The sequence below is a fragment of the Pseudomonas abieticivorans genome (assembly GCF_023509015.1).
Classification (GTDB): domain Bacteria; phylum Pseudomonadota; class Gammaproteobacteria; order Pseudomonadales; family Pseudomonadaceae; genus Aquipseudomonas; species Aquipseudomonas abieticivorans.
Map to the genome: position 1 here is coordinate 3,757,715 of NZ_CP094975.1, position 23,558 is coordinate 3,781,272.

Below are 23,558 nucleotides of genomic sequence, written 5' to 3' on the forward strand. Positions count from 1 at the left end.
ATTACTCCCCTTTGCCGCCGGCAGCTGCTTGGTTGGCCGGAGCAGGGTTTTTAGCCTGGTCGGCAGACCATTCGCTTGCCTTGACCTCGGCACCGGGCTTGACGTACTGCAGGCCTTCGACGATGACGCGATCACCGGCCTTCAGGCCGTCTTCCACCAGCCATTGGCTACCGACGGTGCGGTTGGCCTTCAGCTCACGCAGCTCGACTTTATTGTCGGCGTTGACGATCAGTGCAGTCGGGGCGCCCTTTAGGTCACGGGTCACGCCCTGTTGTGGCGCCAGGATGGCCTGGGCCGCTACACCGGCCTGCAGTTGGGCGTGTACGAACATGCCGGGCAGCAGGGTGTGGTCAGGGTTGGGGAACACGGCGCGCAGGGTCACGGAACCGGTGGTCTGGTCGACCGATACTTCCGAGAATTCCAGCTTACCGTCCACACCATAGGTGCTGCCGTCTTCCAGCGTCAGCTTGACCTTGGCGGCGTTGTCGCCGGCCTTCTGCAGGGCACCGCTGGCCAGTTCCTTGCGCAGCTTGAGGATCTCGGCCGAGGACTGGGTCACGTCGACGTAGATCGGGTCCAGTTGCTGGATGGTGGCCATGGCGTCGGTCTGGCCGTTGGTTACCAAGGCGCCTTCGGTCACGTCGGAACGGCCGATGCGGCCGGTGATCGGGGCCAGTACCTTGGTGTAGCGCAGGTTGATCTGGGCGCTCTTGAGCGTGGCGTCGGCCTGCAGTTGGGTGGAGCGTGCGTTGTCGTATTCCTGACGGCTTACGGCTTGTTCGCTGACCAACTGCTTATAGCGATCGCTCAACGACTTGGCGGATGCTTGGCTGGCCTGGGCACTGGCCAAGGTCGCTTCGTACACCGAAGGGTCGATCTGGTACAGCTGATCGCCGACCTTCACGTCCGAGCCTTCCTTGAACAGGCGCTTGAGGATGATGCCGTTCACTTGAGGACGCACTTCAGCCACACGGTACGCAGTGGTGCGGCCGGGCAGTTCGGTGGTCAGGGTGTAGGCCTGGGGTTGCAGGGTTACGACGCCGACCTGAGGAGTTTGTGCGACCGGGGCCGCTTCTTCCTTTTTACAGCCACTGAGCAGGGTTGCCAGGGCGACGGCGGAAACCAGAGCGGTAACAGCTGGCTTGAATTGCATGAAGATCCTCGGTCAGGAGCACACAAGAGGCTCAAGAATAGTGGAACGGCAAAAAAATGTTTCGACTGGATAAGTAGCTTACTAACGAATATACTTACATTCACGGTTGTTTGTAAACACCCTTGACCGACTCTTTACCCTCGGCCAAGGCTTGAATCAGTAGCGCGGGAGCAGGCAGAACAAAGGTCGCCCCGATACCGGTATCAACGGCTGCATGCCGCTTGTGCCACCCCAGATGAGGTTTTACTGCCATGGTCCGTCGTACCAAAGAGGAAGCACAGGAGACCCGAAGCCAAATACTTGAAGCGGCTGAAAAAGCTTTCTATGAGCGCGGCGTATCGCGCACCACGCTGGCTGACATTGCTGCATTGGCAGGTGTCACCCGCGGCGCCATCTACTGGCATTTCAGCAACAAGGCCGAGCTGTTGCAGGCGATGTTCGACACGCTGCACGAACCGCTGGACGAGTTGGCCCGCGCCAGTGAAAGTGAAGACGAACTGGACCCACTGGGATGTATGCGGCGGTTGCTGATTGAATTGTGTCATCGTATTTCGCTGGATCCAAAAACCCGGCGCATCAATGAGATCCTTTTTCATAAATGCGAATTCACCGATGAAATGTGCGACCTGCGCAAGCAGCGCAAGGCTGAAAGCCTGGATTGCAATGTGCGGATCGAATTGACGCTGCGCAATTCGATCAAACGCGGCCAGTTGCCGGAAAACCTTGACACCCAGCGGGCCGCAGTGGCGCTGCATGCCTATATCGATGGGTTGCTGGGGCAATGGTTGCTGGTTCCCGACAGCTTCGGCTTGCACCAGGACGCAGAGCTGTGGGTCGATGCGATGATCGATATGCTGCGCCTGAGCCCAGCACTGCGCAAATGAGTGTGTGAATCCAGTTGTGTCTGGAAGCCCCGTTAGAGAGAATCCATTCAGCGCAGGCAGCGTGCCATTATCTACCCGCATTTTCGGTTTGGATAGTTAGTCGGCTAAGTGGTTTACACATTTAATGTTGCGGATTAATGAATGGCGGCGCCCAAGACCCTGCTCGACGCAACCCAACAGCCACTGACCGGGATCGGGCTGATCTGTCTGTCGGTGCTGCTGTTTGCCAGCCACGACGCCTTGTCCAAGTACCTTTCCGGTATCTACCCGATCGTGATCGTGGTGTGGGCGCGCTACCTGGTACACACCCTGTTGATGCTGATCGTGTTCGTACCCCGCGCCGGGCTCTCGTCGGTGGTGCGCACCCGGCGCCCGGGCCTGCAATTGATACGGGCGCTGTTTTTGATCGGCACCAGCCTGTTCTTCACCACGGGCCTGCGCTACATCCCCTTGGCCGAAGCCACCGCGGTCAACTTCCTCGCCCCCTTGCTGGTGACCGCGTTGTCGGTGCCGCTGCTCAAGGAAACCGTCACGCGTAGCCAATGGGCGGCAGTATCGGCGGGTTTCATCGGGGTGTTGGTCATCGTGCGCCCCGGTGGCAGCCTGTTTACCCCGGCCATTTTGCTGCCGCTCAGTTCGGCGCTGTGCTTTGGCTGCTATCAACTGCTTACCCGCAAGCTCAGTGAAATCGACAGCCCGACCACCAGTAACTTTCTCGCTGGCATCTTCAATACCCTGATCATGTCGGCCCTGTTGCCGTTTTTCTGGACCGCCGTGGACTGGCGTCACGGCGTGCTGATGATCGGCCTGGGCACCTGCGGCATGCTCGGCCACCTGCTGCTGACGCAAGCCTTCCGCCATGCACCGCCGGCGATGCTGGCGCCGTTCAGTTACGGGCAGATCCTGTTCGCCGGGCTCTATGGCTACCTGATTTTCGACCACACCCCGGATGGCATTGCCATGATCGGCATCGCCATCATCTGTGTCAGCGGCCTGGCCGTGGCCTGGGGGCAGCGCAAACGCTGAAGCCGTCTACGCTCTTGTGAACCAACAAAAACAAGAGGGTGTGCGCATGAGGCAAGTGTTCAGCAAGGTATTGTGGGTGTGGCTGTTGCTGACGGTATCGCAACTGGCCCCGGCCGCTACGGTGGATAACGATCAGGACGCCGAGGCGGCCAGGGCGCTGCTGGAAAAAGCCCTGGCTTATTACCACGACAACGGAGACAAGGCGTTTGCCGCCTTCAGCCGCCAAGGCCAATTCATCCAGGACGACCGCTACGTGTTCGTGGTCGACACCAAGGGCGTGATGCTTGCCAGTGGCGGGCCTTCTGCCGCGCTGATTGGCCGCGACGTGTCCGAAGTACTCGGGCCGGACCTGCGCCAAGCTTTCGAAAAAGCCTTGAAAACCCCTGAAGCCAATGGCATCCAGGAAGCCGAGTACCGCTGGCAGAATTGGAAGGATGGCAAGGTCGAACGCAAGCGCGTGTACTTCCAGCGGGTGGGTGAACGCATCCTCGCGGTGGGCTACTACCTGCCGCGCGCGTCTGCCGAACAAGCCAAGGCACTGCTGGACAAAGCCGCCAGCGACCTGCAAAAAGACGAGAAGGGCACGCTCACGGCGATCAACAGCTTGAAGGGCGGTTACCTGCAGGACGACTTGTACGTGTTCGTCGTCGACCTCGACACCCACCGCTATGTCGCCCACGGCACCAACCTGCGGCTGGTAAATGTCGACTTCACCACCATCAAAGACCCCGACGGCAAACCGGTGGGCGAGCCGATCCTGGCCCTGATGGCCAAGCAGGATTCGGGGGAGTATGCCTACCGGTGGCGTAACCCGGTGACCAGCAAGGTCGAGGACAAGCACGCTTACTTGCGCAAGGTGGGGCATTGGGTGGTGGCGGTGGGGTATTACAGCCGGTGAGGGCAGCGGTGGCCCCCCGCGTGGCCTATTCGCGTAACTGCGATAGGAACCAGGCGGGCAACTCCTATCTTTCAGAATGCAGTGCGATGCAACAAATAATGTGGGAGCAAGCTTGCTTGCGATAGGCCGCGCGGGCGGCCGGCTCGCTCACCGCCCGCGCAACACATTGTTCGGCATCGCCAACGCCGCCGCCAACCCCAGCAACGACACCAGCGCACTGCCCATCAGCAAGTGCTTGAACGTCTGCAACAGCTCCCCGCGCAAGGCATCCTGGGCGGGGCCGGGTGCGGCGTTCAGGCTGTCGAGCAAGGCGTTGCCCGAAGCGCCCTCCGGGCCCATGCCGGCGTTCAGGTGCAAGCCTTGCAGCAACGCCAGCAGCAGTGCCGACATGCACGCCACCCCCATGGCCCCGCCCAGAGAGCGGAACAGGTTGGTGGTGCTGGTGGCCACGCCCATGTCGCGTTGCTGCACCGAGTTCTGTGCACCCACCAATGAGGTGGGGAACTGCAAGCCTGCGGCGACGCCGGTCAACAGCATGAACAGCGAACTCAACACGAAGGCCTGGGGCGGGGTGAAGGCGATGCCCAGGATGGCCAGGGGGATAAGTGCGGCACCGGTCAGGATGATCGGTTTGAAGTACCCGGTCCTGGCCGTGGTACGCCCGCCAAAAAACGCGCCCAGCGGCAGGCCGATGGCCAGCGGCAACAGGTGCAGGGCGGCACTGTCGGCGCCGGAGCCGGTGACCGTCTGGTAGCGCAGCGGGATCAGCACTGACAACGAAATGGCCTGGAAACTGGTAAAGAACACCGTGCACCAGCACAGGATCGCCGGGCGGATGGCAAACAGGTGCATGGGCAGCAGCGGTTCGCGAAAGCGCCGCTCGTGCAGCACGAACAGGGTCAGTGCCAGCACCGCGACGATCAACAGCGAGTACACCGAACTGTCGCGCCAGGCATGACCCTGGCCAATCAGGGTGATGCCCATCAGCAACGAGCTCAGGCCCAGGATCATCAGCACGGTGCCCAGGTAGTCGATCACCGGAGTGCGCCTGTTGACGGCAAGCCCTGCCAGGGTTTTGCGCGTGTAGAACCAGGCGCCCAAGCCCAGGGGAATGTTCAGCAAAAATACCCAGCGCCAGGACAGGTATTCGGTCATGTAGCCGCCCAGCACCGGCCCGGCAACGCTGGCCACCGCGTACATGCTGCTGAAGTAGCCCTGGTAGCGGCCACGTTCGCGCGGTGGCACGAAGTCGCCGATGATCGCCTGGCTGACCGAAACCATGCCACCGGCACCGATGCCCTGGAGGATGCGCGCCAGCACCAGTTGCTCCATGCTCTGGGCCATGGCGCAGAATACCGAGGCGCCGGTAAAAAGCCCCAGGCCGATCAAAATCATTTGCCGGCGGCCATACAGGTCGCCGAACTTGCCGTAGATGGGCACAGCCACGGTCATTGCCACCATGTAGCCGGAGATTACCCAGGCCAGCAGGTTGACGTCGTTGAACTGGGCGGAGATAGCGGGCATGGAGACGGCGACGATGGTCTGGTCCAATGCGCCGAGGAAAATCGACAGCATCAGGCAGGTCAGTACGCTGCGCAAGGCGGGTTGTGGCACGTTCAGATTGGTCACGGCGGCAGGCCTGAGGGGCAGTTGGACCCGCCGCGCAGGCGGGTCGAAAGTGCCCTCAGTGTACTTGATAGCTAGCTATGGATTCTATTCGATTGTTTCATAGGGGAGACCGACGTAGTTCTCGGCAATGGTCTGGCGCCCAGCTTCGGAGCTCACGAAATAATCCAGTTCAGTTTGCTGGATACGCTGGCTGAACGCGTCGTTGTCATCGAATTTGTGCAGCATCGAAGTCATCCACCAACTGAAGCGTTCGGCCTTCCATACGCGGCGCAAGCAAACTTCGGAATATTTCTCCAGCAGGTCGGTGCGGCCTTCTTCATAGACTTTTTTCAGGATGTTGAACAGCGTGCTCACGTCGCTGGCTGCCAGGTTCAAGCCCTTGGCGCCGGTGGGCGGAACGATGTGCGCGGCGTCGCCGACCAGGAACATCCGGCCGTACTGCATGGGCTCCACCACGAAGCTGCGCAGGGGGGCGATGCTCTTCTCGATCGAGGGGCCAGTGACCATTTTATCGGCCAAGTCCTGGGGCAGGCGGGCCTTCAGTTCATTCCAGAAACGCTCGTCGGACCAGTCTTCGACTTTCTCCTCGGCACCTACCTGCACGTAATAGCGGGTGCGGGTGTTGGAGCGCATGCTGCACAGGGCAAAGCCGCGTTCGTGGGTGGCATACACCAGTTCTTCGTTGACCGGCGGCGTGTCGGCGAGGATGCCCAGCCAGCCGAATGGGTACACCCGTTCGAACACCTTCAGCGTCTCGGCCGGAATCGATTGCCGCGCCACGCCGTGGAAGCCATCGCAACCTGCGATGTAGTCGCAGTCCAGCCGATGCTCCACGCCATCCTTCTCGTAGGTGACGTAGGGCTGCTCGCCCTTCATGTCGTGGGGGCGGGCGTTGCTGGCTTCATAAATAGTTTGAGCGCCGGCCGCTTCGCGGGCGGCCATCAAGTCGCGAGTGACCTCGGTCTGGCCGTAGATCATCACGGTCTTGCCGCCGGTCAGGGTTTTCAGGTCGATGTGCGCCCGGCGGCCGTTGAGCGCCAATTCAAAGCCTGTATGCACCAGGCCTTCGGCGTCCATGCGTTGATGCACGCCAGCCTGGCGCAACAGGTCGACCATACCTTGCTCCAGCACGCCGGCACGGATGCGGCTGAGCACATAGTCAGGGCTTTGGCGTTCGAGGATGACGTTGGAGATGCCGGCCTTGTGCAACAGTTGGCCAAGCAGGAGGCCGGAGGGGCCGGCGCCGATAATCGCGACTTGAGTCTTCATTGTTGTTATCCCAGCAAGCTTCACTGAAGGGCCAGGCCCTGCGGTGAATGTGTTTTTATGATTGGAGTGCCTGCATTTTTCGCTTCGTAAGTAGGGTTTAGAAGGCAATAAAGATGCTTTTATCTGTACTTTTCGCCAATCGGTGCGATTATCGAGTATCAGCCCTGTAGGCCTTGGACCATGTCAAAGCCCTCGATCAACGCCATTCCCGTGTTCAAACTGTATGGCGAAGGCCAGGATTGGCCCACGCCAGACTTGCTGCATTGCGAAACCATCCCCAAGCGCAGCCGCCTGCACCACTGGGAGATCAAACCCCACCGCCATGCCGACCTGTGCCAGTTGCTATACGTGCATCAAGGCCAAGCCGAGATCGAGGTGGAAGGGCAGAGGCGAGTCATCAGCGACTCGGCGATCCAAGTGGTGCCGGCGCTGTTCGTGCATGGTTTTCGCTTTGCCGAAAACATCGATGGCTACGTGATTACCTTGGCGGCACCCCTGGTCAACGAGTTACAGCACCTGCTGGGTGGGCCCAGCCAGGTGTTTGCCGCGCCGGCCTGTTACCCCGCTGGCGCGGATCGGGATTACCTCAATGGCATCGTCAGCGCACTGCAGCGCGAATACGCCAACGACAGCGCTGGCCGAGACCTGGTGCTGCATTCGTTGATCAATCTGATCGTGGTGTGGGTCAGCCGCCAGATGACCCGGCGAACTGCAGCGGGGCAGACTGCCGAGCGGGGTCGCGACTACCTGAACCGCTTCAATGGTTTGGTGGAAGCGCACTTTCGCAAACACTGGAGTGTCGAGCAGTTGGCTCATGAGGTGGGTATTTCAGTGGCGCACTTGAATAACGTCTGCCGGGAACTGGCCGGGCAGTCGGCATTGCAGGTGATTCATCAGCGCCAGCTCTTGGAAGCCAAGCGCAGCCTCACCTACACCACCATGACCATCAATCAGGTGTCGGACAGCCTGGGTTTTGCCGACCCGGCCTATTTTTCGCGCTTCTTTCGCCGTTTGGCCGGGGTCACCCCCAAGGCCTTCCGGCAAACCACCGGTATCAACGCAGTGCGTTGAGCGTCGCGCTGTGCGGGATACACATGGTGGTGCTGCAACTGGCGTCGAGCTGGCGCACGTTGCGGGCCTGTTCCACACGCCAGGCCGCAGTGGCGTACAGGGCGGACACGGCGAAGATACCGAGCATGATCACGCATTTGTTTCTTGTTTTTGTGTGCATCGCGTTTACCTCAAGCTTGTGGCGTAAAGGTACTGTTCCAAGCATAGGACACTGTGCGACGAATGGAGTGCCGACCAGACAATCGGCGCGGCGTTATTCAGCGTGTGGATAAGACCTTATCGAACAGGCCCTGGTCCCACGACGGCTCGGGTGTAAAGCGTGCGGCCAGGAAGTCCAGCAGGCTGCGCAGGGCCACCGGCATGTGTTTGCGTGAGGCATACACGGCGTGCAGGTTGAGCTCGCGCGGGCGGGCATGGGGTAGCAAGGCAAGCAGTTCGCCCCGACGCAACGGCGCGCCGGCCAGGTAGGTCGGCAGCATGGCCACGCCGGCCCCGGCCAATGCAGCCTTTTGCAATGACACCGCGTCGTTGGCGCTCAGGTTGCCCTGCACCGCCACTGACACGGGGCCATCGGCTTGCTCGAAATGCCACAGGTGTTTGCCGAAGTAGGCGTGCGTCAGGCAATTGTGCAGGCCCAGGTCCTGCACCTGAAGCGGCGTGCCGTGGGTTTGCAGATAAGCGGGCGCCGCGCAGATCACCGAACGGCACACCGTGAGCTGGCGGGCGATCAGGTTGGGGTCCAGGTCATTGCTGGTTCGGATGGCCAGGTCGATGCGCTCGTCCACCAGATTGACCGTGCGATCCAGCATCTGCAGGTCGATCTTCACCTCAGGGTAGCGCCGTATGTAATCGGTCAATGCATCGATCAACTGCGCCTGGCCGAACGAGGTGCTGACACTGACGCGCAACTCGCCCTTGGGCGTGTCCCGGGGTGTGCGGCCGATGGCCTGCAGGTCGCCACTCAACTCGAGCATCTGCTGGCAGCGGGGCAGGGTTTCAAGGCCTGCGGCCGTCAGGCTCAATTTGCGCGTGGTGCGGTGCATCAGGCGTGCGCCGATCCAGTCCTCAAGTTCGGCCAGGTAGCGTGACACCACCGGGCGCGACAGTTGCAGGTGTTCCGCCGCCGCCGATTGGCTGCCCAGCTCCACCACGCTCACAAACACCCGCATTGCGTTCAAACGATCCATGATTTGCCCGGTATATGAAACAAACTATGCTGGATAATCGCATTTTTTGTAATGAAAGTCGCAACTAAGCTGTCCGTTGTCGCCCCATGCGGGCCTATAGGACGGGTAATATCCAATGCGTACATTCAAACGGTGGCTGGCGGTTCTGGCCGTCTCGGCAGGCTTGGGCAATGCCTGGGCCTTCGCTGATGAACCGCTGCACCTGCAGGTTTACAACCCTGGCACGGCCGCCGTGTTCCCCGTCAGCTCGGTGCTAGTCAGCGGCCGTCACGAGGCCATTCTGGTGGACGCGCAATTCGGCCAGCGCCAGGCCCAGGCAGTGGTCGAGCTGATCAAGGCCAGCGGCAAGCAACTCACCACCATTTACATCAGCCATGGCGACCCGGACTACTATTTCGGCTTGCAAACCCTGACCCAGGCGTTCCCCCAGGCCAAGGTCTTGGCCTCAAAGCCCACTGTCGCCCATATCAAGGCAACGGTCGCCGATAAGCTGGCGTTCTGGGGGCCGAAAATGGGCGCTGATAAACCCACCCGTACTGTCATCCCGAATGTGCTGGAAGGTAACAGCCTGACCTTGGAAGGCCATAAGCTCCAAGTGCTGGGGTTGGACGGTGCGCAGCCAGACCGCAGCTTCGTGTGGATTCCATCCCTGAAGGCCGTGGTGGGCGGCGTGGTGGTCGCCGACAACATTCACGTCTGGATGGCCGATACCCAAACCGCGCAATCACATCGTGACTGGCTGGCAACCCTGCAACGTATCGAGCAACTGCAACCCTCGGTGGTGGTGCCAGGGCACTATCTGGGTGACGCCGCGCATTCGTTGGCAGCCGTGCAGTTTACTCAGGCCTACATCAAGGCATTTGATGAGGAGGCGGCCAAAGCGACTGACAGCCAGGCGTTGATCAAGGCCATGAACCAGCGCTTCCCGGGCTTGGGCGAAGCCGCGTCGCTGGAACTGAGTGCCAAGGTTGCCAAAGGCGAAATGAAGTGGTGATTGGACTGAACTTTTTCTGATTGGATAGCGGTTTTATATAGCTAAATGACTGGCAGTTAATATTTTATTTATATAAATCAGTTATTTATCTATCAATATAGCTACTGAAACAATTTGTAACTAGTATTTGACGCGCGGCCCCGACTTTGAAAGGATGGGGTCGTGACTTCCACCAGTGGCTAATGGCCCTACCGGTCACCCCTTCTGCAGCACTGTGCACTGCGCAGTTTTCGAAAAAACGCTTTGACCCCTTGAAATCCCAGACCCTGTCTGTGCGGTAGCCGTGTTTCCTGGCCAACCCGCATCGGACCGACTTCTGCCGCCTGCCTTTTCTCACCACATGCACCCGGACGCTCCGTGCGCTCGACCTATGCAGGGGAACACCTTATGTATGAACAACGCCTGGAAACGACCTGCGGCTGTGTGTTGGGCGGCGCGGGGCCTGCAGGAATGGGCATGCTGTTCAATGCCCTGAAGACCGGTGCCATCCATGACCTGGCCCGCCGCGGCTTGATCATCGTGGACGCCAGCCCAACCCCGGGCCTGGGGCGCCTGGGCGATTATCAAATTACCGCGAACTCGGTGGGCGACGTGTTTCTCGACTGCCTGCGTTCGCCGGAAATGGCCGAGGTGTTCGCGCCATTGCAGGCGTCGGCGGCCTACTGGAACATCCGCAATCAGGCCCAGGAGGCCCCGCTGCTCAGTGAGGTGGGTGAACTGTTGATCGAGGCCAGCAACCTGGTGTTCGAGCACATCCTGCGCCTCAAGGGCGTGCAGTTGTGGAGCAGCACCACCATTACCGAAGTGGTCAGCGACGGTGACGGTTACCAAGTGTGGGTCGAACATGAGAACAGCCGCCTGGCCATCCATTGCCAAAGCCTGGTGCTAAACCTTGGGGGGCATCAGGACCCCCAGCACCTGCTCGATGCCTTGGCCATGCAGGGCTTGCAGTTGCCTGCACCGCATAGCATCCACAGCGCCGACCGCTTGCTGCGCATGAGCCCCAAGGCCTTGCGCGCCTACTTTGCCGACACGCTGCAGGCCGGTGGCAAATTTACCGTGGTCGGCGGCTCCCACAGCGCGTTCTCGATGCTGGAGAACGTCGCGCGGGCCTTGGAGAATGTCGGGCTGGATGAAGTGACGCTGATTCACCGCTCGCCTATCCGGTTGTTCTATGAGAGTGCTGAACAGGCCATGGCCAACGGCTACGCGTTCGACCCGGTCAATGACGTGTGCCCGGTGTCCGGCCGGGTCAACCGCTCCGGCGGCCTGCGCTACCGCGCCCTGGCCGTGGGTCGTGAGGTGCTGGAGCGCGGTTTTGTCGGCGATACCAAGGTGCGCGCCCGGCGGTTCCAGAGCGACGGTGCCGACCCCGTGCAGCATGCAGGAGCCAGCCAGGCATTGGCGGAGTCGAGCGTGGTGATCCAGTGCACCGGCTACCAGGCCGTACTGCCGCCCATGCGCTTTGCCGACGGCGCCGCGATCACCTTGAAAAAAGTCACCGGCGGCCTGGACTCCGACCCCTCCGGCTGCCCCTGCGACCTGTCCGGCAAGCGCCTGCATGGTTTGCACCTGTTCGGCCTGGGCTCGGGCCTGGGCGTCGACCCATTGCTGGGCAGCGAGCCATCGTTCGCCGGGCGTATCTACGGGGTCTGGCAATTCCACCATGACGCCAGCCGCGTGGTGATCGAATCGATCATCGCCAAACTGGAACGGGCCGAGGCACTGGCGGCCAAGGGGCAGGAGGTGAGCCGGCTATTGCAATGGCAGCAGTTGATGCCGGGTCAGAACTGGAGCACGTTGAACTTGCGTTGAGATGAAAAAGGGCGAATCGAGAGATTCGCCCTTTTTTTTGCTTTGGCATTTGTGTGGGATTTGGGCGTGGCTGGGGGGGCGGCGGCGGGGTTTGGCTTGGGATTCAATTGTTGCTGAGACCGGCCGCCCGCGCGGCCTATTCGCAAGCAAGCTTGCTCCCACATTGGCTGCAACGTGCCAATGTCTGCGGGAGCGGCGTTGAGCGCTTTTAAAGCACCGCAAATGGGCCTGCGATACCTCCAAAACCGGCAACGCCTCCCTACCAGAATGCGGCACGTTGCAACCAATGTGGGAGCAAGCTTGCTTGCGATAGGCCGCGCGGGCGGCCGGTCTCAGCATCACTTGAATCCAAAGCCCAGCCAATCCCATCCCATCCTCCCCCCCTCAGCGCCCCCCCGCCTGCACCAACAACCAATCAAACAACTCAACCAACCCCGCCGACGCCTTGGCCCGTTGCGGGTACACCAGGTAGTACCCCAACCCGGTACGCACTTTCAGGTCGAACGGCATGGCCAGTTGGCCGTTGGCCAGGTCTTCGGCGATCAGGGCCCAGTCACCGATGGCCACGCCCGTGCCGTGGGTGGCCACTGACATGGCCAGGTCCAGGGTTTCGAAGTGCTGGCCCTTGCTGACATTGCCCAGGGTGCCGCCGGCGGCCTTGAGCCAGGTTTCCCAGTCGGTGTCTTCGCGGGTGGGATGCAGCAGCATGTGGTGCTCAAGGTCGGCAACGCATTTGAGCGGGGTGGGGCCCTTGAGCAGTTGCGGTGCGCACACCGGTGTCAGTTGCTCGTCGAACAGGTGCCGCGCGACCATCCCGGTGCCGGGTGGTGGGCCGTAGATGATCGCCGCGCCAAAGTCCTCGCGGCGAAAGTCCACGCCGTGTTGCACCGTGGTGGTCAGCTCCACCGGCACATCCGGGCGCTCGGCCTGCCAGCGCATCAGGCGTGGCCATAGCCAGCGCATCACGCAGGTCGGCGCCTTGAGCTGGATAGCCTCGCTGGCCTGTTCCAGGTCGTCCACTGCCTCTGTGATCAGGGCAAACACCTGCTGCATTTTCGGGAACAACTCACGGCCCTGGGGCGTCAGGCTCAGGCCGCGCGCCTGGCGCACGAACAGCGGGTAGCCCAGGTGGCTTTCCAACCCGGCGATCTGCCGGCTCACGGCGCCTTGGGTGATGTGCAGTTGCTGCGCCGCGCGGGTGAAATTGCAGCACTGGGCCGTGACCACGAAGGTGTGCAGGGCGGGCAGGGGAGGGAGACGTTTCATCGTGCTTAAGCCATGACGTGAAGACATGCCTAGTATGACGATTTTTGGTTTGTGCAGGTTACCGCCCGACGGTTCCAATGCAGCCTGATACCAGAATTACAAAGGCATTGGATCATGGCGACGTGTGGCGAAGTATTGGTAAAACTCCTTGAAGGCTATGCTGTAGACCAAGTTTTCGGTATTCCTGGCGTGCATACCGTGGAGCTCTACCGCGGCCTGGCCGACTCCAACATCGCGCACGTTACCCCGCGCCACGAGCAAGGCGCTGGCTTCATGGCTGACGGTTACGCCCGCACCCGTGGCAAGCCCGGCGTGTGTTTCATCATCACCGGCCCCGGCATGACCAATATCACCACCGCCATGGGCCAGGCTTATGCCGATTCGATCCCGATGCTGGTGATTTCCAGCGTGCAAAGCCGCAACCAGTTGGGCGGCGGGCGCGGCAAGCTGCATGAATTGCCAAACCAGGGCAGCCTGGTGGCCGGCGTGTGTGCTTTCTCCCATACCCTGATGTCAGCTGATGATTTGCCGATGGTGTTGGCCCGCGCCTTCGCGGTGTTCCAGGGCGCGCGGCCGCGGCCGGTGCACATCGAGATTCCACTGGACGTGCTGGTGGAGCCGGCCGATCACCTGTTGGCCTGCAAGCCCGTCAGCGTCAACCGCGCCGGCCCCGCGCCCGCTGCGGTGGAGCACATGGTGCGCCTGTTGGCGGCGGCGAAACGCCCGCTGATCCTCGCCGGGGGTGGTGCCATCGATGCCGCGGCCAGCCTCGTGCGCCTGGCCGAACGGCTGCAGGCGCCGGTGGCGTTGACCATCAATGCCAAGGGCATGTTGCCCTCGGCCCACCCCTTGCTGATCGGCTCGACCCAGTCGCTGGTCGCCACCCGCGCACTGGTGTGCGAGGCCGACGTGGTGCTGGCGATCGGCACGGAGTTGGCCGAAACCGACTACGACATCACCTTCAAGGGCGGCTTCCAGATCCCGGGTACCTTGCTGCGGGTGGACATCGACCCGGACCAGACCGTGCGCAACTATGCGCCCGCCGTGGCGCTGGTGGCCGATGCCCAGCTTGCCGCCCAGGCGCTGGAGGCCGAACTGGACCGCCACAGCCTGGCCCCCCGCCTGGCCGATTGGGGCGCACGGCGCGCACAGGCCTTGCGCGACACCCTGGCTGGCGAGTGGGATGAGGCCACGTTGGGCCAGACGGTGTTCCTCAAGACTGTATTGCAGGCGCTGCCCGAGGCCGTGTTGGTGGGCGATTCCACGCAGCCGGTCTACAGCGGCAACCTGACCCTGGACCTGGACCACCCGCGCCGCTGGTTCAACGCCTCCACCGGTTACGGCACCCTCGGTTATGCCTTGCCTGCGGCCATGGGGGCCTGGCTTGGCGGCCATGCCAAGCGCGAGTCGCGTGGCCCGGTGGTGTGCCTGATCGGCGACGGCGGCCTGCAGTTCACCTTGCCGGAACTGGCCAGCGCCGTAGAGGCACAGATCCCGGTGATCGTGCTGCTGTGGAATAACCACGGCTACGAAGAGATCAAGAAGTACATGGTCAACCGCGACATCACGCCGGTGGGCGTGGACATACATACCCCCGACTTCATCGGCATCGCCAAGGCCATGGGCTGTTTTGCCCAAGCCGTCAGTGGTGCGGCCACTTTGCAGGCAGCCCTGCGCGAAGCACGCGGGCGTTCGTTGCCGACGCTGATTGAAGTCAACCAAACCGTCTGGATGAGTGAGCTGCAAGCATGCTGAAATTTCCCCCAACCCTGCCAGGCATTTATATCGATAGCCAATGGTCCAGCGGCCCGCAGGCCTTGACCGTGACCAACCCGGCCAGCGAACAGGTCCTTACCCACGTGGCCGGCGCCGATGGCGTGACCGCCGAGCGTGCCGTGAGCGCGGCGCAACAGGCATTCCCGCGCTGGTCGACCACCACCGGTGCAGAGCGCGCGGTGTTCTTGCGTGCGATTGCCCGCGGGGTCGAAGCCCAGCGTGAGCGCCTGGTGCAGGTGCAGGCGACAAACAACGGCAAGCCGGTGAGCGAGGCGGCGATCGACGTGGATGACGTGATCGGCACCTTCGATTACTACGCCCAACTGGCCGAAGGCCTGGATGCGCGCCAGGATGCGCCGATCGAATTGCCCACGGCCGATTTTGCCGCCCGTGTGCGCCGCGAGCCGTGCGGCGTGGTGGGGCTGATCGTGCCGTGGAACTTCCCCATGGTGACCACCGCCTGGAAACTGGCCCCGGCCCTGGCGGCGGGGTGCTGCGTGGTTCTCAAACCGTCGGAAGTCACGCCCTTGGCCGAGCTGGAGCTGGCCGCGATTATTGCCAGCAGCGGCCTGCCGGCAGGGGTGTTCAACCTGGTGTGTGGCACGGGCGTGGAAGTCGGCACGGTATTGTCGGGCCACCCGGGCATCGCCAAGGTGTCATTCACCGGTAGCAATGCGGTGGGCGTGCAAGTGATGCAACGCGCGGCAGAGAGCATCAAGGGCGTCAGCCTGGAGCTGGGCGGCAAGTCGTCCTTGCTGGTGATGGCCGACGCCGACCTGGACCTGGCCGTCGAGTTGGCGTGCGGCGGTGGCTACTTCAACGCAGGCCAAATGTGTTCCGCGACCAGCCGCGTGTTGGTGGCAGCACCGTTGTACGAACGCTTCGTCGAGCGCCTGAAGGCTCGGGCTGAAGCGGTCAAGGTGGGCGACCCGTTCGAGCCGGGCACCGAGATGGGGGCGCTGGTCAACCTGGCGCAGTACCAGCGTGTGCTGGGGCATGTGCAAAAGGGCCTGGCTGCGGGGGCCAAGTTGCTGTGCGGCGGCGCTCGCCCGGCCGAGCTTGCGGTCGGCTATTACCTGCAGCCCACGGTGTTTACCGACGTGCCGCTGGACAGCGCCTTGTGGCGCGAGGAGGTCTTTGGCCCGGTGTTGTGCGTGCGCGCCTTCATTGACGAGGCCCAGGCCATCGAGCTGGCTAACGACAGCGACTATGGCCTGGTGGCCAGCGTGGTCAGCGCCGATGCTGCCACTGGCGAACGCGTGGCCAATGCCCTGCAGGCGGGCCTGGTGTGGCTCAACGCGCCTCAGGTGATCTTCCCGCAGACCGCCTGGGGCGGCTACAAGCAGAGCAGCCTGGGCCGCGAGCTAGGGCCCTGGGGCTTGCAGGCCTTCCAGGAAATCAAGCACGTGGTACGCGCCGTTTAAGGCGTGGCCATGCGCAGGCGCGCCAAGTCCCGCACCGGTGGCGCGCCGAACTGGCGGCTGTATTCGCGGCTGAATTGCGAGGGGCTTTCATAGCCCACGCGATAGCCGGCTGCGGCGGCTTCCAGCCCTTCGATCAGCATCAACCGACGGGCCTCCTGCAGGCGCAGTTGTTTCTGGTACTGCAACGGGCTCATTGACGTTACCGCCTTGAACCGATGGTGCAGGGTGGAGGCGCTCAAGTTGATTTCCCGGGCCAGGTCCTCGATGCGCAGCGGCCGATGGAAATGTTGATTGAGCCAACTGATGGCCTGGCTGACGCGGTGGGTCTGGGTGTTGCACACGGCGATTTCGTAGAGGCGATGGCCCTGCTTGCTGCGCAACAACCGATACAGAATTTCCCGACGTACCAGTGGCGCGAGCATGGCGATGTCTTTTGGCGAGTCCAGTAAGCGTACCAGGCGGATCACCGCGTCGAGCAGGTGCGGGTCCATGCGTTCCACGTACAAGCCACGGCCGGTGGGCCGGGTGGGTACACCAATGGGCCCCGCCTCGGCGATCAGCGCGTTGATCTCGGCCGGGTCCAGGTCCAGTCGCAATGACAGGCTTGGGCTCTCAGGCGATGCTTCGACCACGCCACCGCTGATGGGCATGGCCACCGACAACACCATGTAGTTCAGGGCATCGTAGGTGTATTCCTCATCACCCAGGCACACCTTCTTGCTGCCATTGGCCTGGATGCATAAGGCCGGTTGCACCAGGGTGGGGAAGGAGTGCGTGCGCAAAGTGCTTTGTTCGTAACGCACCAGGTGCAGGTCCTTGATGGGGCAACTGACGGTGCCTTGCTCGGTCACGTGGCGGCGAATCAGGTTGGCCAGGTCCGCCTGCTGCAGTTGCAGGGCAGGGTCCAGGGCCAGGGGTAACGGCTCGGCTTCGGACATGGTGGGTGTTCCTTTGGCCAAATGGGTGTGTAGGGTTTGATACAGCATAAGTTTGGGCAAGCGCAGCCGCTAGTCGAATGCTGCCGGGTGCTTGCCTGATCCTGCAGGTGTACAGGATCAGGCAAGCACCCGGCAGGAATCGACTAACCGATTTTGCGCTTGGGCCGTAATCTCTGTTCCTGTAGCGATGGGCTATCTATTACAGGGGAGAGCAGACCATGACCCAGCCATCAACGGTCAGTCATTCAACCTTCATTCGCGCTCGTGCCGGTCGCTCCGCCGCGTTGGGCGAGCACCTCAACCGTTTGCTGGAACCTTCGAGAACGGCTGCCGGCTGCCTGCATTTTGCCTTGCAGCATTCGCAATGCGACGCCGACCTGTGGCTGATCTCCGGCTTCTGGGCCGATCAGCAGGCCATGACTGCGTGGTTTGCCTCGCCAGTGATGCAGGTTTTTGATGACCTGCTGGCGCTGGGGCTGGTCAACAGCCTGGACGTGCACACCTTCAACGACGCGACCACCCAAGGCGTCGCGACACCGTGGCACCTCAAGGTCAGTTGAGGTTTACAATGGCGGCCTTTGATCAATGGGCCGGGAACCGCAACATGGCACGTAGAGAGTTTGCACAACACGAAGCAGTATCGGCCGTAGTGCCGGGCGAGGGCGGCTACAGTGCAGCCATCGCGATAAAAGGCCTGGGCGCTGGCGGCGTACCACGCTTTCACAAGGTGCTGGAAGGCACCACCTTTGCCAAAGCCTTTGAAGCCGATGATGCAGCCACTGCCGAGCTGGCGCGCCTTGCCGATGTGAGCGAAGACGGCGAGCTGGTCTGGTAAATCGCGTCGTTCTTTTCGCGGATGCTCCTACCCTGGGCGTACAGGCTTCAAGCCTTGGGGCGGTGCATCTTGAACAACGCCTCGGGGCCCAGCTGGAAGTAGTCGGCCGGGCCGCCGCCACGCAAAATCGGCTCGCCGGCAGCGGTGTCGTAGATGCCGTCCTTGAGCAGGTGCCTGGCGATGTGCACGGCCACCACCTCGCCCAGGATCAACCAGGTGGGCACCACCTGTTGGTCGGCGCGTTGTAGCTGAATGATCTGGGTAACCTTGCATTCGAACGACACCGGGCTTTCCTGCACCCGTGGCACGCTGATCACCCTGGAGGCGACCGGCGTCAGGCCGCTCAGCACAAACTCGTCCACTTCGGGGGCCACCGGCGCACAGCTCTGGTTCATCTGCTCGGCCAAGGGCCGGGTGGCCAGGTTCCAGGCGAACTCGCCGGTTTTCTCGATGTTGTTCAGGCTGTCTTTGCGGCCAACGCTGGCAAAACCGATGATGGGCGGGATGTAGTTGAAGGCGTTGAAGAAGCTGTAGGGCGCCAGGTTCAGTTTGCCTGCTTCGTCGTGGGACGAGATCCAGCCAATCGGCCGTGGGCCGACGATGGCGTTGAAGGGGTCGTGTGGCAGGCCGTGGCCCTGGGCGGGTTCGTAGTAATAGGTGTCGTCGGGCATTGTGAAACTCCGGGCTGGTTCGCGGATAAATCCGCTCCTACACAATGAAGATTCGGTTGGTCATGTTCAACCTGTAGGAGCGGTTTTATCCGCGAAAAGGGCTCAGTCAGTCTCGATGCGCGAATGCGTGCGGGTGTCCTTCATGAACACATACACCAGCAACGAACAGGCAATGCACGCCGTCACGTACCAGTAGTACCCCGTCTCCATGCCAATGCTCTTGAACCACAGCGCGATGAATTCAGCCGTGCCGCCGAAGATCGACACGGTCAGCGCGTACGGCAGGCCCACGCCCAGGGCGCGGATCTCGGTAGGGAACAGCTCGGCCTTTACCACGGCGTTGATCGAGGTGTAGCCGCTGACAATGATCAGCGCCGCCATGATCAGGAAGAATGCCCCCCACCAGGACTGGATGGTGTGCAGGGTGGTGAGGATCGGCACGGTGCAGATCGTGCCCAGCACGCCGAAGGCGATCAAAATCGGGCGGCGGCCGATCTTGTCCGACAGCGCGCCGATCACCGGTTGCAGGCACATGAACAAAAACAACGTGGCGGCGGAGATGGTGGTGGAATCGCCCTTGCTCATGCCCACCGTGTTCACCAGGTATTTTTGCATGTAGGTGGTGTAGGTGTAGAAGGCCAGGGTGCCGCCCATGGTCAGGCCGACCACGGTCAGCAGCTCCTTGGGGTGGCGCATCAGGGTGCGCATCAGGCTTTCCGTGGGCGCTTCCTTTTTCTTGCTGAACGACTCGGTTTCTTCCATGCCGCGGCGCAGGTACAGCGCGACCACTGCGCACAGGGCGCCGATCACGAACGGCACGCGCCAGCCCCAGCTCAGCAGCTGCGCTTCGGTCAGGGTGTTTTGCAGCACGATCAACACGGCCAGGGCGATGAGTTGGCCGGAGATGAGCGTCACGTACTGGAAGCTTGAGAAGAAGCCGCGTTTGTCCTTGGTTGCCATCTCGCTCAGGTAGGTGGCCGAGGTGCCGTACTCACCGCCCACCGACAAGCCCTGCAGCAGGCGCGCGAACACCAGCAGGATCGGTGCGCCGACGCCGATGGTTTCATAACCTGGGGTGAGGGCGATGATCAGCGAGCCAAAGCACATCAGCAACACCGAGGCCATCAGCGCTGCCTTGCGGCCCTTGCGGTCGGCGTACAGGCCCATCAGCCAGCCACCGATGGGGCGCATCAGAAAGCCCACGGCGAAGATCGCGGCGGTATTGAGCAATTGAGCGGTCAGGTCGTTTTTAGGGAAGAACACCTGGGCAAAGTACAGCGAGAACGCGGCGTACACGTACCAGTCGTACCACTCGACCATATTGCCGACCGAGCCGCTGAAGATCGACTTGAGCCGGCTGCCGGTGGTTTTTTCCTGGACCGGTGCAGTGGCTGCCCCGGCAGTAAGAGAGTTATCCATGACGGATCCTTTCATTGTTTTTATGAAGCGCGCACAAGCGCTGCCTGCAAGGGCTATAGCAGGAGCCGTGCCAGGCACTGAAGGCCTGTTTTAGAGGGGGTTGCTCTGAGAAATGAGCGGATTTTCGCTTAGCCATGTGTTGGCATAAGCGGAAATCCGCCTATCTATGCGCGCTCATCCTTGATGAAGGCGTCGCGCTGCAAGCCGTGGCGTTGCATCTTCTCGTTGAGGGTGCGGCGCGGCAGTTGCAACTCGTTAAGCACTGCCTTGATGTCACCCTGGTGCCGGGCCAGTGCCGCGCGCAGGCACTGCGCCTCGAAGGCCTCTTGCTGCGCGGCCAGTGACAAGCCGCCGCTGACGGGCAGCGCCTCGATGTCACCCAGGCCCAAGGCGTGGCGCTCGGCAGCGTTGATCAGTTCGCGTACGTTGCCAGGCCAGTCGTGGGTCAGCAAGTTGGCCAGTTGGCCGGCACTCGTCGGCGGCGCCTTGCGGCCCAGGCGTTGGGCGCACTCGCGGGCGAAATGCGCGAACAGTAGCGGGATGTCTTCACGGCGATCGCGCAAGGGCGGCAGGCGCAGCGGGGCGACGGTCAGGCGGTAGGCCAGGTCCTCGCGAAAGCGCCCGGCGCGGGCCTCGTCCAGCAGGTCGGGCTTGGTCGCGGCGATGATGCGCAGGTCCACCGAGATGCTTTTGTTGGAGCCCAACCGCTCGAGTTTCTGTTCCTGTAGCACGCGCAGCAGTTTGGCTTGTTGGGCCAGCGGCAGGCTTTCGACCTCATCGAGGAACAGGGTGCCGCCGTCGGCATATTCCAGCTTGCCAATGCGCTTGCCTTGAGCACCGGTGAACGCCCCGCTTTCATGGCCGAACAGCTCGGCTTCGAACAGCTGCTCGGGGATCGCCGCGCAATTGAGTGCGACAAACTGCTGATCGGCTCGCGGGCCAAAGTCATGCAGGCAACGGGCGACGCGCTCCTTGCCGCTGCCGGTTTCGCCGCGGATCAGCACGTTGACCGGCAGTTGGGCCAGGTCCAGCACCTGCCGGCGCAACTGCACCATGCCCGGCGACACGCCCAGCAGGCTGGCGTCGAGGCGGTCCTTGAGATCTACACGTTGGTGCAGGCGCATGTTTTCCAGCACCAGCTGGCGTTTTTCCAGAGCCCGGCCGATGCTGCCGAGCAAGTCTTCGGGGCTGAAGGGTTTTTCCAGGAAGTCGTAGGCACCGGCGCGCATGGCCTGCACTGCCATGGGCACATCGCCGTGGCCGGTGAGCAGGATCACCGGCAGGTCGGGGTCGCGGCCCTGCAGTTGGGCCAGCAATTCCAGGCCACCCATGCCGGGCATGCGCACGTCGCTGAGGATTACCCCGGGAAAATGAGCGGGCAGGGCGGCCAGGCAGTCCTCGGCGCGGCTGAACAATTGCACCGTGAAGCCCGACAGGCTCAGCCACTGCTCGACGGCGCTGCGGATACTGGGCTCGTCATCAACCACAATCACCGAGTTCAGGGCAGGGGTCAAAAGGCTGTCTCCGTGTCGGCTGGCAGGGCCAGGCTGAAATGGGCGCCGCCAGCCAGGTTGGCGGCGCTCAGGCGCCCGCCCAGTTCGGTGACGATGGCATAGGATATCGCAAGCCCCAGCCCTAAACCGTCACCCACGGGCTTGGTGGTGAAAAACGGTTCGAACAGATCGGCCAGGTGGGCGTCGTCAATGCCGCCACCGCTGTCGATCACCGACAAGCGCCAATTGCCTTGGTCGGCATCGATGCGCACCTCGAGGCGTTTGAGTGGCTGGTTGGCCATGGCGTCCAGGGCGTTGCGCAGTAGGTTGATCAGTACTTGTTCCAGGCGGATGGCGTCGCCGCGCACCCAGGCCGGGCGCGCCAGGTGCAGCACGGTGCTGATCCGTTCGGCGTGGATGCGCGGTTCCAGTAGAAGCAGTGCCTGGTCGACCACGCATGCCAGGTCCAGGCGTTCACGTAACCCAGCGGGGCTTTTGCGCGCGAAGGTCTTTAAATGGCTGGTGAGGGCTGCCATGCGGCTGAGCATCTGCTCCAACGGCGCCAAGGCCTGGTAGGCATCGTCGACACGACCATGGTCCAACAGCAGGCGCAGGCTGGCCAGTTGCATGCGCTGGGCGGTGAGGGGCTGGTTGATTTCGTGGGCCAAGGCCGCCGACATCTGCCCCAGGGCGGCCAGCTTGGCAGACTGCACCAGGCCCTCCTGGGCGGTGCGCAATTCGGCGGTGCGCTCCTGCACCAGTCGTTCCAGTTCTTCACGGCTGCGCTGGCGCAGTCGGGCCAAGCGCCAGCGTTGGTTGAGCAACAGCAACAGCAGGGCCCCGCTCAACCACAGGCCGGCCGCGGCCAACGCCGCATTGCGGCTGTCTTCGGCTGCCAGCAATGGGCGGCGCAGCAGGTGCAGGGTCCAGCCGTCGTCGCCCAGGGCTTGGGATTCCCACAAGTAGTCGGCCCAGCCGTCGGGGGTGTTGACGCGCACCAGGTCGCTGTCATCGTCAAAGCGTTGCAGGCTTTGGTGTTCCAGAGGGGTCAGTGGCTGTTGGTCATATTGGCGGGTAGAGGTCAGTTCGGCGCGGTCGTTGTTGCTCAGCGGGTGCAGTTCGCGGTAGCGCCACCCGGGTTGGTTGGCAATGAACACAATGCCGCGGGCATCGCTGACCAGCAGGGTGTCCGAGCCCTGGCGCCATTCGCGCTCCAGCTCCGGGAATTCCAGCTTGACCACCATGGCCCCCAGGAACTCGCCTTGGTCGTTGGTCACAGCGCTGGACAGGAAGTAACCCGGAATGCCGCTGGTCACCCCAACCGCGTAGAAGCGCCCGCTGCCCTGGGTGCGGGTTTGCAGGAAGTAGGGCCGAAAGCCGTAGTTCTGGCCGACGTAGCTGGTAGGCAGTTGCCAGTTGCTGGCGGCGATGGCCAGGCCGTTGCGGTCCAGAAGCTCGAGAGTCGAGGAGCGGGCCGCGCCGTTGATGGCCTGCAGCTTGCGGTTGAGGCGCTCTTGAGTGGCGGGGCTGACCGGGCCGTGCAGGGCAGCGATCAGTTCCGGGTCCAGGGCCAGCACGGCCGGCAGGGTGCGGAAGCGTTCGATCAGGGTATGCAGCGAATTGGCGTACAGCCCCAGCGGCTCGCGGGCGCGAGCGGCCTCCTCGATCATGGCCGTGCGCTCGGCGTGGCGCATGGCCAGAAGCGCTGCCAGCACTGCGCCGCCGACGATGAGCAGGGCAAGGAGGGGCCAGCGTAGGCGATTCATCAGGCCTCCTGTAGGAGCGGATTAATCCGCGAAGCTCACTGCGC

Annotated in this window: 21 protein-coding genes; 10 read left to right on the plus strand and 11 right to left on the minus strand. The window is 62.4% G+C overall.

What is annotated here, in order from left to right:
- Window position 1 precedes the first annotated feature (1 nt).
- On the minus strand, window positions 2-1,153 hold the full coding sequence (locus tag L9B60_RS17230; protein ID WP_249671962.1) for an efflux RND transporter periplasmic adaptor subunit: 1,152 nt from the start codon (window positions 1,151-1,153) through the stop codon (window positions 2-4).
- Window positions 1,154-1,404: 251 nt separating this feature from the next.
- Between L9B60_RS17230 and L9B60_RS17235 the strand changes: the two genes are divergently transcribed.
- The 3 genes from L9B60_RS17235 to L9B60_RS17245 all read left to right on the plus strand — a co-directional run bounded on the left by L9B60_RS17235 (window position 1,405) and on the right by L9B60_RS17245 (window position 3,961).
- Window positions 1,405-2,037: a TetR family transcriptional regulator gene (locus L9B60_RS17235; RefSeq protein ID WP_249671963.1), complete on the plus strand. Its 633-nt coding sequence runs from the start codon at window positions 1,405-1,407 to the stop codon at window positions 2,035-2,037.
- 141 nt (window positions 2,038-2,178) lie between these two features.
- Window positions 2,179-3,063, plus strand: a complete 885-nt coding sequence (locus L9B60_RS17240) for a DMT family transporter (RefSeq protein ID WP_249671964.1) — start codon at window positions 2,179-2,181, stop codon at window positions 3,061-3,063.
- A gap of 46 nt (window positions 3,064-3,109) precedes the next feature.
- Window positions 3,110-3,961: a cache domain-containing protein gene (locus L9B60_RS17245; RefSeq protein ID WP_249671965.1), complete on the plus strand. Its 852-nt coding sequence runs from the start codon at window positions 3,110-3,112 to the stop codon at window positions 3,959-3,961.
- Window positions 3,962-4,108: 147 nt separating this feature from the next.
- Here the strand turns inward: L9B60_RS17245 and L9B60_RS17250 are convergent, their stop codons facing one another.
- Together L9B60_RS17250 and pobA are read right to left on the minus strand one after the other, a co-directional pair.
- Window positions 4,109-5,590 (minus strand): MDR family MFS transporter, encoded by a 1,482-nt coding sequence (locus L9B60_RS17250; RefSeq protein ID WP_249671966.1) that lies wholly within the window; start codon window positions 5,588-5,590, stop codon window positions 4,109-4,111.
- Window positions 5,591-5,674: 84 nt separating this feature from the next.
- Window positions 5,675-6,859, minus strand: a complete 1,185-nt coding sequence (gene pobA / locus L9B60_RS17255; protein ID WP_249671967.1) for a 4-hydroxybenzoate 3-monooxygenase — start codon at window positions 6,857-6,859, stop codon at window positions 5,675-5,677.
- 180 nt (window positions 6,860-7,039) lie between these two features.
- Here pobA and L9B60_RS17260 point away from each other — a divergent pair, with 180 nt between their 5' ends.
- Entirely contained in the window at window positions 7,040-7,930 is an 891-nt protein-coding gene (locus L9B60_RS17260) for a helix-turn-helix domain-containing protein (protein ID WP_249671968.1), read from the plus strand.
- Here the strand turns inward: L9B60_RS17260 and L9B60_RS17265 are convergent.
- A complete protein-coding gene (locus tag L9B60_RS17265) occupies window positions 7,914-8,063 on the minus strand; it encodes a hypothetical protein (protein ID WP_249680233.1) in 150 nt (49 codons plus the stop codon). The genes L9B60_RS17260 and L9B60_RS17265 overlap by 17 nt on opposite strands.
- A 124-nt stretch (window positions 8,064-8,187) precedes the next feature.
- Window positions 8,188-9,117: a LysR family transcriptional regulator gene (locus L9B60_RS17270; protein ID WP_249671969.1), complete on the minus strand. Its 930-nt coding sequence runs from the start codon at window positions 9,115-9,117 to the stop codon at window positions 8,188-8,190.
- 115 nt (window positions 9,118-9,232) lie between these two features.
- Here L9B60_RS17270 and L9B60_RS17275 point away from each other — a divergent pair, with 115 nt between their 5' ends.
- Together L9B60_RS17275 and L9B60_RS17280 are read left to right on the plus strand one after the other, a co-directional pair.
- Window positions 9,233-10,111, plus strand: a complete 879-nt coding sequence (locus L9B60_RS17275) for an MBL fold metallo-hydrolase (protein WP_249671970.1) — start codon at window positions 9,233-9,235, stop codon at window positions 10,109-10,111.
- A gap of 387 nt (window positions 10,112-10,498) precedes the next feature.
- Window positions 10,499-11,926 (plus strand): pyridine nucleotide-disulfide oxidoreductase, encoded by a 1,428-nt coding sequence (locus tag L9B60_RS17280; protein WP_249671971.1) that lies wholly within the window; start codon window positions 10,499-10,501, stop codon window positions 11,924-11,926.
- A gap of 384 nt (window positions 11,927-12,310) precedes the next feature.
- Here L9B60_RS17280 and L9B60_RS17285 read toward each other — a convergent pair whose 3' ends face one another.
- Window positions 12,311-13,192 (minus strand): LysR substrate-binding domain-containing protein, encoded by an 882-nt coding sequence (locus L9B60_RS17285; RefSeq protein ID WP_249671972.1) that lies wholly within the window; start codon window positions 13,190-13,192, stop codon window positions 12,311-12,313.
- A 114-nt stretch (window positions 13,193-13,306) separates the two neighbouring features.
- On the opposite strand from L9B60_RS17285, the gene L9B60_RS17290 reads away from it, so the two are divergent.
- Complete coding sequence (locus L9B60_RS17290) at window positions 13,307-14,947, plus strand: 5-guanidino-2-oxopentanoate decarboxylase (RefSeq protein WP_249671973.1); 1,641 nt, start codon at window positions 13,307-13,309, stop codon at window positions 14,945-14,947.
- The gene (locus tag L9B60_RS17295; RefSeq protein ID WP_249679764.1) at window positions 14,944-16,392 is read left to right on the plus strand and encodes an aldehyde dehydrogenase family protein; all 1,449 of its coding nucleotides are present in this window, start codon (window positions 14,944-14,946) and stop codon (window positions 16,390-16,392) included. Before L9B60_RS17290 ends, L9B60_RS17295 begins: the two co-directional genes overlap by 4 nt.
- Here the strand turns inward: L9B60_RS17295 and L9B60_RS17300 are convergent.
- A complete protein-coding gene (locus tag L9B60_RS17300; protein ID WP_249671974.1) occupies window positions 16,389-17,330 on the minus strand; it encodes an AraC family transcriptional regulator in 942 nt (313 codons plus the stop codon). The two genes, L9B60_RS17295 and L9B60_RS17300, sit on opposite strands and share 4 nt — an antisense overlap.
- 218 nt (window positions 17,331-17,548) lie before the next feature.
- On the opposite strand from L9B60_RS17300, the gene L9B60_RS17305 reads away from it, so the two are divergent.
- Together L9B60_RS17305 and L9B60_RS17310 are read left to right on the plus strand one after the other, a co-directional pair.
- Entirely contained in the window at window positions 17,549-17,890 is a 342-nt protein-coding gene (locus tag L9B60_RS17305) for an antibiotic biosynthesis monooxygenase family protein (RefSeq protein ID WP_249671975.1), read from the plus strand.
- Between the two features lie 44 nt (window positions 17,891-17,934).
- Complete coding sequence (locus tag L9B60_RS17310) at window positions 17,935-18,165, plus strand: hypothetical protein (protein WP_249671976.1); 231 nt, start codon at window positions 17,935-17,937, stop codon at window positions 18,163-18,165.
- A gap of 47 nt (window positions 18,166-18,212) precedes the next feature.
- Here the strand turns inward: L9B60_RS17310 and L9B60_RS17315 are convergent, their stop codons facing one another.
- The 4 genes from L9B60_RS17315 to L9B60_RS17330 form a co-directional block, all read right to left on the minus strand.
- Window positions 18,213-18,836, minus strand: coding sequence for a flavin reductase family protein (locus L9B60_RS17315; RefSeq protein ID WP_249671977.1), 624 nt, complete (start codon window positions 18,834-18,836; stop codon window positions 18,213-18,215).
- 102 nt (window positions 18,837-18,938) lie between these two features.
- On the minus strand, window positions 18,939-20,255 hold the full coding sequence (locus L9B60_RS17320; RefSeq protein WP_249671978.1) for an MFS transporter: 1,317 nt from the start codon (window positions 20,253-20,255) through the stop codon (window positions 18,939-18,941).
- Window positions 20,256-20,419: 164 nt separating this feature from the next.
- The gene (locus tag L9B60_RS17325) at window positions 20,420-21,769 is read right to left on the minus strand and encodes a sigma-54-dependent transcriptional regulator (RefSeq protein WP_249671979.1); all 1,350 of its coding nucleotides are present in this window, start codon (window positions 21,767-21,769) and stop codon (window positions 20,420-20,422) included.
- Window positions 21,766-23,514, minus strand: a complete 1,749-nt coding sequence (locus L9B60_RS17330) for a sensor histidine kinase (protein ID WP_249671980.1) — start codon at window positions 23,512-23,514, stop codon at window positions 21,766-21,768. Before L9B60_RS17330 ends, L9B60_RS17325 begins: the two co-directional genes overlap by 4 nt.
- Window positions 23,515-23,558 lie beyond the last annotated feature (44 nt).

Bases quoted from the DNA above. Each gene is read 5' to 3' on its own strand.
- L9B60_RS17280 (WP_249671971.1), top strand. From the start codon at position 10,499: ATGTATGAACAACGCCTGGAAACGACCTGCGGCTGTGTGTTGGGCGGC.
- L9B60_RS17330 (WP_249671980.1), bottom strand. From the start codon at position 23,514: ATGAATCGCCTACGCTGGCCCCTCCTTGCCCTGCTCATCGTCGGCGGC.
- L9B60_RS17305 (WP_249671975.1), top strand. From the start codon at position 17,549: ATGACCCAGCCATCAACGGTCAGTCATTCAACCTTCATTCGCGCTCGT.
- L9B60_RS17275 (WP_249671970.1), top strand. From the start codon at position 9,233: ATGCGTACATTCAAACGGTGGCTGGCGGTTCTGGCCGTCTCGGCAGGC.
- L9B60_RS17230 (WP_249671962.1), bottom strand. From the start codon at position 1,153: ATGCAATTCAAGCCAGCTGTTACCGCTCTGGTTTCCGCCGTCGCCCTG.
- L9B60_RS17270 (WP_249671969.1), bottom strand. From the start codon at position 9,117: ATGGATCGTTTGAACGCAATGCGGGTGTTTGTGAGCGTGGTGGAGCTG.
- L9B60_RS17300 (WP_249671974.1), bottom strand. From the start codon at position 17,330: ATGTCCGAAGCCGAGCCGTTACCCCTGGCCCTGGACCCTGCCCTGCAA.
- L9B60_RS17285 (WP_249671972.1), bottom strand. From the start codon at position 13,192: ATGAAACGTCTCCCTCCCCTGCCCGCCCTGCACACCTTCGTGGTCACG.
- L9B60_RS17235 (WP_249671963.1), top strand. From the start codon at position 1,405: ATGGTCCGTCGTACCAAAGAGGAAGCACAGGAGACCCGAAGCCAAATA.
- L9B60_RS17290 (WP_249671973.1), top strand. From the start codon at position 13,307: ATGGCGACGTGTGGCGAAGTATTGGTAAAACTCCTTGAAGGCTATGCT.
- L9B60_RS17260 (WP_249671968.1), top strand. From the start codon at position 7,040: ATGTCAAAGCCCTCGATCAACGCCATTCCCGTGTTCAAACTGTATGGC.
- L9B60_RS17245 (WP_249671965.1), top strand. From the start codon at position 3,110: ATGAGGCAAGTGTTCAGCAAGGTATTGTGGGTGTGGCTGTTGCTGACG.
- pobA (WP_249671967.1), bottom strand. From the start codon at position 6,859: ATGAAGACTCAAGTCGCGATTATCGGCGCCGGCCCCTCCGGCCTCCTG.
- L9B60_RS17240 (WP_249671964.1), top strand. From the start codon at position 2,179: ATGGCGGCGCCCAAGACCCTGCTCGACGCAACCCAACAGCCACTGACC.
- L9B60_RS17310 (WP_249671976.1), top strand. From the start codon at position 17,935: ATGGCACGTAGAGAGTTTGCACAACACGAAGCAGTATCGGCCGTAGTG.
- L9B60_RS17320 (WP_249671978.1), bottom strand. From the start codon at position 20,255: ATGGATAACTCTCTTACTGCCGGGGCAGCCACTGCACCGGTCCAGGAA.
- L9B60_RS17315 (WP_249671977.1), bottom strand. From the start codon at position 18,836: ATGCCCGACGACACCTATTACTACGAACCCGCCCAGGGCCACGGCCTG.